The organism is Pseudomonas sp. C1C7 (assembly GCF_013359595.1).
Taxonomy (GTDB): domain Bacteria; phylum Pseudomonadota; class Gammaproteobacteria; order Pseudomonadales; family Pseudomonadaceae; genus Aquipseudomonas.
In genome coordinates this window covers 13,647-26,268 of record NZ_JABFMP010000020.1, presented here as the reverse complement: position 1 = coordinate 26,268, position 12,622 = coordinate 13,647, and the positions used below count along the sequence as shown (strand labels likewise).

General features: G+C 50.9%; 8 protein-coding genes. 6 read left to right on the top strand and 2 right to left on the bottom strand.

Annotated features, from left to right (window positions below; genetic code table 11):
- Positions 1-105: 105 nt before the first annotated feature.
- The 6 genes from HNO86_RS17400 (at position 106) to HNO86_RS17375 (ending at position 10,102) form a co-directional block, all read left to right on the top strand.
- The gene (locus HNO86_RS17400) at positions 106-1,917 is read left to right on the top strand and encodes a triacylglycerol lipase (protein ID WP_175378171.1); all 1,812 of its coding nucleotides are present in this window, start codon (positions 106-108) and stop codon (positions 1,915-1,917) included.
- A gap of 127 nt (positions 1,918-2,044) precedes the next feature.
- The gene (locus tag HNO86_RS17395; RefSeq protein ID WP_175378170.1) at positions 2,045-3,343 is read left to right on the top strand and encodes an alpha/beta hydrolase; all 1,299 of its coding nucleotides are present in this window, start codon (positions 2,045-2,047) and stop codon (positions 3,341-3,343) included.
- A gap of 265 nt (positions 3,344-3,608) precedes the next feature.
- Complete coding sequence (locus tag HNO86_RS17390) at positions 3,609-3,812, top strand: YbdD/YjiX family protein (protein ID WP_175378169.1); 204 nt, start codon at positions 3,609-3,611, stop codon at positions 3,810-3,812.
- Between the two features lie 206 nt (positions 3,813-4,018).
- A complete protein-coding gene (locus HNO86_RS17385; RefSeq protein WP_372242539.1) occupies positions 4,019-5,431 on the top strand; it encodes a GTP pyrophosphokinase family protein in 1,413 nt (470 codons plus the stop codon).
- 234 nt (positions 5,432-5,665) lie between these two features.
- Complete coding sequence (locus HNO86_RS17380; protein WP_175378168.1) at positions 5,666-6,754, top strand: efflux RND transporter permease subunit; 1,089 nt, start codon at positions 5,666-5,668, stop codon at positions 6,752-6,754.
- Positions 6,755-7,195: 441 nt separating this feature from the next.
- Positions 7,196-10,102, top strand: coding sequence for a P-loop NTPase fold protein (locus tag HNO86_RS17375; protein ID WP_175378167.1), 2,907 nt, complete (start codon positions 7,196-7,198; stop codon positions 10,100-10,102).
- Positions 10,103-10,463: 361 nt separating this feature from the next.
- On the opposite strand, the gene HNO86_RS17370 is transcribed toward HNO86_RS17375, so the two are convergent.
- Together HNO86_RS17370 and HNO86_RS17365 are read right to left on the bottom strand one after the other, a co-directional pair.
- On the bottom strand, positions 10,464-10,952 hold the full coding sequence (locus tag HNO86_RS17370) for a GNAT family N-acetyltransferase (protein WP_175378166.1): 489 nt from the start codon (positions 10,950-10,952) through the stop codon (positions 10,464-10,466).
- A gap of 68 nt (positions 10,953-11,020) precedes the next feature.
- Positions 11,021-12,568, bottom strand: coding sequence for an IS66 family transposase (locus tag HNO86_RS17365; protein ID WP_175378165.1), 1,548 nt, complete (start codon positions 12,566-12,568; stop codon positions 11,021-11,023).
- Positions 12,569-12,622: the final 54 nt, after the last annotated feature.

The window sequence follows — 12,622 nt, the reverse complement described above, 5'->3', positions numbered from 1 at the left end:
GTCCCACAGACACGGTCTTAGACAGTCCAGTTAAATCGATATGCCATCCTTTATTGGCGCCCCAACACAGAAATCGTTCGATTCAATGATCTAGAGGCATCTGAAATGGTTTTGATAACTGGCCTCGCTACTTGGATCAAAATTACTTCGCTTCTGGGTGTACTCTTAATGGCTCTTTTGGCGACGCTGCATATTCTGGCTAGTTCGCAAAAGACACAGGTGAACCTAGAACACAGTGAGGGGCACAAGAGATTGGTCGTGCTCGTTCATGGCCTGACCGGACTGGAGGACTTTCAACCCGCCGTTCATCTGGCACGTGAGGCGCTACTTAAATCCGATCTTTTAGTTTTCGACTTCGATAGCGGCGTTTTATCCAACGCTAGTCCCTACGCTATTGCGAACAACATTGAGAAGGAAATCCACAAGGCTCATGTCAGGTACGACTATGAGGAAATAATTTTGGTTGGACACAGCATGGGAGGCATGCTGCTGCGCAAAGCAATCGTCTGGGGTAACGGCCTGGAGGATGATCGCCATGATTTCGGCCTGCGCGGGGAGCGGGCATGGGTGCAGAAAGTATCCCGTTTCGTATCCTTGGCCACTATCAACAGAGGCTGGTCGATCGATCCACGCCCGAAGAACATGACAACTGGAACCTATCTGTCCATCTGGATAGGCGAGCGGCTTGCCAGGTTAAGTCAAAGTGGGCAGCTGTTATTAGCCCTTCAACGTGGCGCCCCCTTCGTAGCGGATGCACGAATTCAGTGGCTTGAGCTGTGCAGGGGAAAATTCCCGACAACGAAGCGTGTGCCGCAGACAATACATCTCTTGGGCGATAAAGATGACATCGTCAGCAAAGAAGATAGCATGGATCTGAAAGCTGCCAAGGACACTATATTCGTCACACTGGAAGGCACTGGCCACCGAGACATTGGTACCGCGCTCAATGGTGGCAATACTCGGGCGGATCAAGAGCGACGCGAGGCGGTAACGCTTGCACTGCAAGGGAAAATCAATCTACTCGATACCGATAAATTGGACGGCCAAGGTGAGGACCACAGCATCGAGCGCATAGTTTATGTCATGCACGGAATCAGGGATTATGGAGAGTGGACTGACCAACTTCGAGCCGTAATTGAACAGAAAGCTGCAGCAACTCAAGCAGGGCTAGCCGTAGTAAATCAGAAATATGGACACTTCCCGATGTTGCCATTCCTGCTCTTTTGGGACAGGCAGAAGAATGTTCGCTTATTCATGGACGAATATACAGAGAACCGTGCTAAGTATCCGCAAGCTGTGAAATTTGATTACGTGGGGCACTCAAACGGTACTTACATATTAGCCAGCGCATTGTATAAGTATAAAACGCTCAAGGTCGAACGCGTTTACCTTGCCGGAAGCGTTGTTCCCAAACACTTCAAATGGCAGGAGCTGGCCGATAGTGGGAGGATAAAATATGTAGCTAACGTGGTTGCGGCCGGGGATTGGGTCGTAGCCATCTTTCCGCGTTTTTTTGAACAGATTGCCGATTGGATCGAGGTGCAGCCGATTGATGGCCCTCTGGATATTGGCTCAGGAGGCTTCCGAGGATTCCAAGATGCTTCCGATGCCAAGAAAAGAATCGAGAACTTCCAATTTGCCTCCGGTGCCCACAGTACTGGCGTGGATGCCTCAGATGAAGGAAAGCTTGAAGCAATCGCAAATTTTGTCATATCTGGCGATACAAGCGGTTTCGCTCTGTTTCGAAGTCAGCCCGCGCCCGAAGGATGGTTAGCCTTCTTGTCAAATATTTCATGGTTAGTATGGCTAGCTCTGGGAGTACTTCTATTTGGTATTGGAATGCTTGCCTTTTCCGCGAGCCCGTGGATAGGTGGAGTATATGTACTGATATTATTAGGCTTATTGAATTCGGTTTGAATTTGAATTTCTAGCACGGCTAATCACCCGTGCTTTAGTTTTGGATGAATTATGCAGGGTTAGGTGGTTGTTGGTTTTTTTGGTGCGGTCAATAATAGCGAATCTACATCGATGTAGGAGATATAGCGTGCAAAAGAAATCGGACGCCTCATTGGTCGCGCCGGTGCCTCAAATCATTAGTGAGGCTCCAGTTGTAACGAAAGCGCCCCTTCATTGTGTACTGGTTCACGGAACTTGGGCCGCAAATGCGGAATGGATTAAGGCAGACTCAAAGCTGACTAAAGAACTTCTTAAGCTTGACCCAAATGGTGTTACGGTATCAAATTTTATTTGGTCGGGACATAATAATCATTTCGCGCGGGTAGATGCCGCACAAACTTTAGCCGAGTCACTGAAATTAGAAGCCGCTAAGTTTCCTGAGACAAGATTTCTCTTGATAGGACACAGTCACGGCGGAAGCGTCGTTATGAACGCTGTATCAGGAATTCCTGAAAGCCAGCGTGCTGGTGTAGTTTGCCTAGGAACACCTTTTTTTCATGTTCGTCCTCGCTCTACAGCAATGCTCACATGGATTCGCGGCGGAATAACGGCGATGGAGGGCGGTGCTTTCTTTTGGATTTCCGGAATTTTAGTTTCTAAAATACAAGATTGGGAGGTATCGAGAAGGTTCGCAGAGTTTAGCCATTGGTTTTATTCATTAATGCCAGGATCTGAAGGAGTTTGGGGTGGTCTTGGCGCGGTCTCAGGAGGCTTAACGGCACTGTGGTTGCTATTGTATTGTTCCGTGTCGGCGCTGATTTTCTCTAGTGGTGGACCACCAAAGGCGCAGGTACGAGCAATAGAGCGATGGAAAAGTATAAGCCCAGTTGATGTGAAAACATTATGTATCTGGTTCGGTCTGGATGAAGCCTATTGGTGGCTTAGGATTGTACGGATAGTTGCCGAGTGGATGCATTGTATTATTTCATATCTCTCCGCTTTCGTAATGCCTGTCATTACTGCTGCGTCTACTATAGCTGCTTTTTGGCTTGGAATAAAAAGTGGAATAGCCACAGCAGCTCATCTAGGTGAGCTAGCTTCGGCAGCAGCGGTTGGGCAAGTTTTCTTTTATGTGGGATGTGCAGTCGCTATAGTGCCGATGCTAATTTGGGGGGCGGCTCTCTTTGTTTCAATCGTAGTGTCACCAGTGGGTGTCGGTTCCATTAGTGCAATGGATCATCTCTGGCTTGATGTGCACACCCAAAGGGTGCCTCAAATATCGGAAGTAAATATTGATCATGAGGAGTTACCACTCCATAGTGGAAATTTTTTTAGAAAATTCATGGCTGCGCTACCGTTTGTATCTGGACCAATAATTCACAGTAGAGTCTATCTTGATACAAAAACTCCGGAGATAATCAAAAAGTGGTATTTGAAAAATTTGTAATAATGCAAACAGAAGGATATAAGTGGGGTTAAATTAGGCCGGAGTAAAGGGGGGCAAGCCTTTTTTATTCTTTTACATATTTTTGAAAGTTATCTGAGTTAGCTTTAGTTTCGTAATATCTCAAAATCTATAGTGTTGGTTTATTCATTCAAAATCTCCCGTCAGGCTTGGAAGCTACCTCATCGTAGCGACAAGACGCCATACGAGGCAGTTTTTCAATACAACCCCGCGGTAACCCCTTCACCAACCTCGCGGAGCCCTGCTCATGTTTAAAACAAAACTGCATCGAGGGTTCAATTGGTTTCGGCAGCTATTGCGCATGATGATTGGTGTGCCAGATTATGAAAACTACGTAGCGTTCAGGGGTGTAAGTCACCCCTGCGAGCCGGAGATGACGTACGAAGAGTTTTTCCGAGAGCGCCAGGAGGCGCGGTACAGCAAACGCCAGTGCACCACTCGTTGTTGCTGAACTGAGAGAAAAACTGAAAAAGAACGCTATCGCAACTGATGGCGTTTTTTTCGTTTCCGCGTCGGCACGAAATGCGGGGCCTGAATCCTGATAGTTGGAGATGAGCAGATCAATTGGAGCGATCCGGTCTTCCGAGGCTATCGCTATGATCGGCCACATGACTTCGCCGGGCACTTACCGAGAGCGGGCCGTGCATAGACACCGTGGTGGCTATCCGCTACCTTGCCGGCCATCCAGTCAAGCGCTCGCCAGGAAAAACGTCGCCAGCGCGCTGCAGCTCCATCCAATGGAAAAATATCTTGGATCTCGTCTCAGAGTTTATCGCCCGCTACCGCAAGGAATACGATTACTACGAACAAGCATGTCGCATGGTCGCACAAAGTCTAGAGACTAATTTGCGGTCAGCAGGCGTGCGAGCGATTGTAACCTCAAGAGCGAAAAACCCAACCCGTCTGGAGGCAAAGGTAAGACAGCGCGCGCTGAAGCGCCAGTATGAGACAGTCTCAGCAATTTTCGACGACATTGTTGACTTGGCAGGAGTTCGAGTTGCCCTTTATTTCCCAGGCGAGCGGCAAGAAGTGGGGCGCATCATTGAAGCGTTATTCGATCTAACCGAGGCACGAAAAGAATTTCCCACAGCTGCAGCGCCATCATATAAAAAGCGTTTTTCTGGGTACTGGGCCACGCACTACCGTGTGGTTTTGAGAGAAGGGTCTTTGCAAGACTCCTATCAGCGGTATGCCGAGGCGAAAGTAGAGATTCAAGTCGCTTCTGTGCTTATGCACGCATGGTCAGAGGTGGAGCATGATTTGGTATACAAGCCACTTCAGGGTGAGTTGTCGGTTGAGGAATATGCAATTTTAGACGAGCTCAACGGTCTGGTCCTGTCCGGCGAAATTGCGCTTGAACGGCTGCAAAGAGCGGGTGAGCTAAGAGCGTCTACCCAAGGTCGGGAGTTTTGCAATCACTATGACCTTGCAGCGTCATTGATTGATCTAGCTAGATCTGTACTGGGGGAGACAACCGTGACAGCAGCAGCAATGGGTAGGGTTGATACATTATTTGACTTGCTGAAGTCGCTGGGCTTGAACAGACCAGAAAACTTGGTCCAGTACGTACAACCTCTGCATAACGACTTTGAAAAACGTCCTTTGTCTGATCAAGTGATTGACCAAATTCTGGCTCAGGATCCGAGCCGGTACGCCATATTTGAGCATATACAAGGGGCTGAGCATTCTCCTTCGGTATCTTTGGTAACGGGAGAGACACGTCAACAGCAAGAGGCCACGGGTGAGTTCATTCTGTTGTGGGTTGAGTTCGAGCGGCTCGTTACCGCGCTTCTAAGAGATCTGAGTCCCGGTGATTCCGGCTTGACAGCGCCTTCGCGCATGTTCTCGATGGTCCATCGATATTATTCCAAAGTTGGGCTCTCGTTTGACCAGGCAGCCGCAATTAAGAGGATTCAAGAATTTCGAAATCGGCTTGTCCATCGTATGGATACACCAAAACAGGAAAGTATTAAGGCGGTATCAGAGGAACTACGTGAATTGACAAGACAATTGAAATTGCTGTTTGACTCTCATCGCTCTGAAAATGACCCTGGACAACAGGAGGGGTGAACCTGCTTTAGGCGATTTCCAAGCTTTCTGATCCAATAATGATGAGGAAAAAAGGATTCTCAACATGAAGCCAAGCCGCTTCGCTTGCGACCGTTTTCTGATGGTCGCTACTTAAGCGCATGCTGATCAAGTCGAATGCAAACGGCTGGTCAGCACGGATGTAATTCACTGGTCAGTGGAAATGCAAGTGGATAGTAAATTTTATATAAGCTGTATGCTTGTAAGGAATGAAAAATGACTCATGCGGCAAAAGAAGCACTTCATCTTCTGTATATGATTCTTGCGATTTCCCCTTTCGCCTGTATCGTTGTTTGTTTTGCCTGCGTCAGCGGGATTTCAATGGACAAACGTGCCACATTCTATAATTTTTCTTATCACCTTGATCCGCGCCGCGGGCTCGCGTCTCAATGGCCGTTGCGCTTTTGGTTAATAACGATACTCGTCTATTTCCTGATAGCAGGCTACATATGCTGGGCGCCGTATACGCTGTCGTTTACACCGGAAGGATTCGATACATTCATCGAGATCAGTAAGTTCCCTCTCGCTTTGCTATCTTTAACTCTACCCGTCGGTGTGTTCATCAGTAGATTGCACAGTACGCAACAGACAGCGGCGCAGATAGAGGCGACCGACATGAAAAATCGGTTGGATGCCTTCCATGCACAGCGCAAAGGCATAGTTGATTACATCGCATCACTTGGGACGATTGAGCTTGCACATAACGTGTCGCTAAAGATCCAGATCAATCAAGCATTCCATTCAGTGGTTTTTTGTAACTCGACTCACGAGACAGGCGCTCTCGAAGCTGATGAGCGGGTACTGAGGCAAGTTATGAGGCAGGTAAGGTCGATATTGGATGAATTATCTTTGCTCATGCCGAACTTTAAACCTTTGAAAGGTCGCGTCTCAACAGACCCTGAATCAAATGAAAGCGGAATCTATCTTGAGCTTGTGAAGCTGATAAACGATCTTTGTTCAAAACTGAGCGTTTCAGACTATGTAATTGATCAGCAGAGTAAAAAAACTCCATTCACTGCGATACTGCCGGGAGGTGAGCGGGAACAGCATCTTCGCCTAGCCGGTAGTTACTACGAGCTCATTGCGATTCTGAATTATTGCATCACGATAAGTTACTATGCCATGGTTTCGGAAAATCGAAGTGAGAGTAGTCTACAGAGCCGACTGTGGATGGAATCGCTCAAGAAGGAACTCCACACGCTGGGGCGCGATACATCGCTTACGTTCGATCCGATCAAGTCTTATTCGACTCGTGAGCACATTTATCCTGCGCCGCTACCCAAAGTAGTCTCTGAACCTGCGTAAGTTTTGCTCTGCACCTTCATGCTAACAGTGCGCCGCATCTGCCACCGTGTTATCAAAGGACTATTTAATGCGATACCCTGATCCATAGCGATTGACTACTTTTGGCCGAAATCAATTATTTGCGGCGGGAACTCACCACATTGAGTGATTTCTCGGCTCCTCGTTGTGGCACGTAGAGCGTCTCGAAGTGCAATTCCACGGCAGAGCTGGAAACGACCGCAGAAATTACTGGTTGAGCACCACGTTAAGCTGCCGAAAAACAAGCTCTCTGAGCGTCCTTTGGTCGCAGCTACTGCGACGCGCCAAGGGCTGCAGGCCAACTTGTCCGGGAGCCTTGCCAAGAGCTTTTGCACTGCCGTCACCCGCCGTGGGCCAACTCCAGAAACTTGCCTAGACTGTAGCGTGCGAAAAGGTTGGGCGATGTGGCTAAGGGGAAAGCTGATGCAAGTAAACGAGTGGAAAAACTTCGTTATCGACGCCTCTATTTCGGTGCACATCGACGCTCCTCCTGAAGCGGATGTCGTTTTTCTTCCTATCAGCAGCGATGGTCATCAAGGTCACTTAAACCAGGTCACCTTGGATAGGCTGGGTCTGAAAATCAAGTTACCGCGACCCCATGAGCTGAGAGCGGGGTACCATTTCCAAACGGAAGAACGATGCCTGCTCTGTTTTATCGTGACGGCTACGGACATTCATCCGGCGGCGGCACTCAATGCTCATTTGAACAAAGCTCTGGCCGATCCGGCCCTGTCAGGTATGCAGTCGCTTTGGCTACCTCTGCTGAGGACGGATGAAGCAGGACTCGAGTTTGCCATGTGCCTGCGTATCACTGTGGATGCCTTGAGGTCGAGTCGCATTGTCATGTCAGGCGCGTTGAAGGTTGTTATCGCCATCCCATCAGACATCCCGCAACCTCAACAGGACGCTATGGCTGTTGCGATAGGCGAGCTCAGCAACACTACAAAGCCAGAGTCGATATATGTTCGAGTGAATGAGCCAGCAGCGGTATCACCCCCAATTATCGCCCGCGCGGTAACTGAGCTTATGACCTATGCAGCGGCGTTGGCTCGTGTCCCCATCAAACCTAGAGAGCGCCTCTCGACTACTTTGATTTTCTTTGCTCTCGTCGAAAGCCAGTCCGACGAAGCGCCGGCCATGCTCCGTGAGGACATGGATGCTGAAATCTTTAGCGCTGCGGTGCGGCTGTTGGCAAACGATCAATATGCGAGCCAAAAGTTTGCCTATTTCGGATCGCAGAAGAGCGCTTCTACCTACAGTCAAGCTTCAGGAGAACTCGAAGCCTCGACCAACGTAAAGGCTGTTTTGGATGGAGCGTACCTTCTGGCTGGAGGCATGGCGCAGAGCATCATCCAGATCAGCCACCTTGTCCACGCACTCCTCGCCAGCCAAAAAGGTGGTTTGCTGAAAGTACTTGAACATATGTCGATTAAGCCGCTGGATTTGCTCAGGGAGTTCGATGACGCCCGACTTGGAAAAGTGGCTACCAGGTTCAACAATGATGTTGCGGCTGATACCGATCGGCTTGGGTACGAGACTTACGCTACCGCAATCTCAGATTTTTTAACTAATGCCCAAACCCCACCACCATTGAGCATCAGCATTCAGGCACCGTGGGGAGGGGGTAAGTCATCGCTTATGCAACTTATGCGTGATCAACTTGATCCGCGGCTCAACAGAGAGCGACACAAGCCTTCGGTCGCCGGCCTTGTAGACGCTCCCAGGTTGATCATTCGTAACGTCCTACAATTTCTTGAGCAGGAAGATGATTTTACGATCACTCCTGATTCGCAGGTGAAGGGTCACAAACCTACACGCTTATGGACTATCTGGTTTAACGCCTGGAAATACGATACGACCGAGCAGGTTTGGGCTGGGTTGGTCGATGCAATTGTCTCTCAGGTCGCCGAGCGCTTGCCTTTGATCGAACGCGAAAAATTTCTCTTCAAGCTGCAAATGGCGCGCATTGACGATGGCATCGTGCGCAAACGTCTGTATGACAGAGTTATCAATGCGTGGTGGTTCAAGGTTCGTGGCTGGGCGGTGGCGGGTGTTGCAGCGATTTGTTCCTTTTATGGTCTCGAGGCTGCGGCTCCTTTATTACCCGCCGAACTCCAGAGCCGCATGGATCAGTTTGGTAGCGCTGGTGGTGTGGTCACGCAAATCCTTCTCGCCGTGTACCTGATTCGCAGCTATTTCACCAGTCGGGAAAAATCCATGATAGAGCCTGCGACGTTCAGTCTCGCTGAATACATACGGATACCTGACTATGCCAAATCCGTTGGCGAGATACATCAGATTCACTCCGATCTAAGGCGCGTGCTGAGTATAGTGCCCAAGCTGGAAAGCCAAACGGATCATTCGCCACTCGTGATCTTCATTGACGATTTGGATCGCTGTTCTCCAAATAAGGTGGCCAGCGTCGTTGAAGGCGTAAGTATGTTGCTTGCCAGCGATACCTATCGCTGCATGTTCGTCATTGGTATGGACCCTCAAATGGTTGCTGCGGCCCTGGAGAAAGCCCACGAAGACGTGCGACTGAAGTTGCCTAGCTATGAGCGCACGGTTCCACTCGGCTGGCGATTCATGGATAAATTCATCCAGTTACCTTTTACCATTCCTCCCTGTGAAGTCCGGCACGTTGATAGCTACATTGGTCATCTCGTGGGCACAGCGCTGACCAGCCCAGAACCTGAAGCAAAACCTGCTATGCCCGTCGGATCTGCTCTAACCGGGCAAGCCATGCGTGAAAGTGACGAAGGCCATGCGCGTCAAATAGCTGATCCTTCAGAGATTGAACCCAAGGAGGCACTGCCACTGCCTCCAGAGGTCGTTGCGACGTTCATTGAAAGCCGTGATGTCGGCGAAATAGTACGCTTGGCTGCTGCATACTCTGTGGGAAATCCGCGGGAAATGAAGCGAATGGTTAACCTCGTTCGCTTCTATTTGTCGCTGCGGACGGCTCGACGCAACAGCGATCCTGCCTGGCGATCACCGGATCAAAAACAATATGCCCGCTGGATCGCGTTGACGTTGCGATGGCCCGATATGCTTCGCTGGCTGCAGTGGGGGGCGGATGAAGCGCACTGGCCTCCACCGCAGCGTGGAACTGCGCTAATCGTTCGCAGGTTGCGATCACTGGAAAACAACGCGGCCAAATTCATGAGCGTGACAGAATGGCGAGAGTCGTTAAATCTGGATCTTGGTATTGCTGTTGAGTCGGACAGCAGTTGGGAATTTGATCCCAAGCTGTTCGAGTTTTTCAAGGCCGAAGCCGAGTTGGATGCAGGTAAACGGCTCTCAGATGCCGCATATCGCGGCTTCTGGTAGATGCTATTAGCTGGCGCCGCCAGTCTGTCATAGCTCTCAAGATGGGCGCCACGCTGTGCTCCTAAACTCGACGCCGCCCGATCCGCGACCTCACATCCACCCACATCTCACTAAGATGCTGCTCTTGACTATCATCTTAGAGCTGCGTTGACGCTTGGAATCCTCTCGATCAGGTCGATTGCCACCCCTTAAAAAATACGCGGACACCATCGTTTGAGCGGCCGAAGGTAAGCGTCCGGTAATCTCACCCCTTGCTACCTAGGCTGTACAGAGCAGCCCATTTATCACTGGTACACCAGAAACAAAGCAGCCGACTGACTGCCCGAGGGCAGCTGCATTAACCGGGCTCTCAAGGTGAGTATTATGGTCGGCCCACTCTGCTGCGGGTCATATGGATGAGTGCTGATCTACGACTATCCAGAGAAATTCTCTCTTCGACAGCGAAGGGCAAGAAACCTAGTTTTGGGTAAAGCAGCAAGCCTGCTGTGTTTTCATTGAAGCAAGAGATCCGCACCTCTGTGGCGTCATAGCGGTCGAACGCCAGAGCGGTCATCGTCTCCACGATGAAGGTCGCCACACCTTTACCTCGTGCCTCTTGGGCAACGATGACATTGCCGATACAGCAAACTCCACCCGTTTCAGCCCGATAAAAGTTAGCAAAGCCGATGACGCTATTCCCCGTCTCGACAACCGTCGAGTCGAATCGTTGAGCGATAGCGTTGGACAGCTGAGTTTCAGTCAGAGGGTATAGAGCTTTCGGGAACATATAGAACAGTTCCTGAGCGTTCAGGGGAAAGCTACAGATAGTTTTGATGTCATCAGCCTTCACTGGCCTGTGTTGCAATATCATCGCGCGTCCTTGAGGTCTATGCATCCGGCATTCTAGCTCACCAAGGCTTGCTCAAACACCTTGCCTAGTTATCTGGGCACCCATTGATGCGGAAGCAGGTTTGAAATCTCGTACGCCCGCTGCGTCGGCAGCCGCGTGAGAACGTCCTTCAGATAAGCATACGGATCATGTCCGTTGAGCCGCGCCGACTGGATCAAACTCATGATCGCCGCTGCCCGTTTTCCGCTGCGTAGCGACCCTGCGAAGAGCCAGTTTTTGCGCCCAAGAGCCCACGGCCGGATTTGGTTCTCCGCCCAATTGTTGTCTATGGGTACGGCCCCGTCATCGAGGTAGCGCGACAGCGCTGCCCAGCGTTTCAGGCTGTAATCCAGGGCTCTGCTAATAGCCGAACCTTCCGGCACGAGATCACGCTGGGCGATCATCCAGGCATGCAGCGTAGCCATCACTGGTACGGCTTTTTCTTGCCGTATTCGATGCCGTAACCCTGGTTCCAGGTCGCGGACTTCGCTCTCGATTTCGTACAGCAACTGGATATAGCGAAGGGCCTGTTCGGCTAGCATGCTCTTGTTGGTGGCGTGCAGCTCGAAGAACTTGCGCCTTGCATGGGCCATGCAGCCGATCTCGGTCACGCCGAGTTCGAAACTGGCCTTGTAGCCACCAAAATCATCACAGACTAGCTTACCCTTCCAGCCTTGCAGGAATTTGCGCGCATGCTCGCCGGCGCGGCTGGGGCTGAAATCGTAGACGACCGCCGCTGTTTCGCAGAACTGGCTGGTGGCATATGCCCAGACATAAGATCGGTGGGTTTTCTTTGTCCTTGGCGCGAGCATCTGCACTGGTGTTTCATCGGCATGGATAACCTGCTGACCGAGCACTACGTCACGCAGTCCATCGACCAGGGGCTGCAACTGCACGCCCGTCATGCCCACCCATTGGGCCAACGTGGAACGGGGAATCGCCAAGCCGGCCCGATCGAAAATTGATTCCTGTCGGAACAGCGGCAGATGATCGGCAAACTTGGCGATCATGACGTGGGCCAGCAACCCGGCGGTCGGGATGCCCTTATCAATGACCTGCGCCGGAACTGGTGCCTGGATCAATGTTTCGCAGTCATTGCAGACCCACTTGCCACGGACATGGCGTTCAACGGTAAATACGCCGGGCGTGTAGTCCAGCTTCTCGCTGACATCGTCACCAATGCGCTTGAGTGCGCAGCCACATGGGCAGTGAGTGTTCTCCGGCTCGTGATGAATCAGTGTGCGTGGAAACTCTGCCGGTAACGCCGTACGCTTGGGCTTCTGCTTTTTTTCAGTCGCTGCGGGAGCTGTTTGCAAGGCTTGAAGCTCGGCTTCAATCGCCGCGATATCGGTATCGATCAGGTCATCGAGCAAGCTGGCCTGCTCAGGATTCATCTGCTCGCTGCGCTTGGCAAACTTCAAGCGCTTGAGTTGGGTGATCTCGTGGGTCAGCTTCTCGATAACCGTTTGATCGCGGTTGATCTTCTTACCCATTGTCTCGACCGTCTTGCCCATGGTTTCGACTTGCGAGAGCAGCTGCGCGGCCAAGGCCCGCAGTTGGTCAGGGGACATTTGGTCGAGATTGGGCGAAGAAGTCATGCCGCGGATTTTGCCAGAGCGTGCCGTTCACGGCGATAGACCGATAGGCTAATG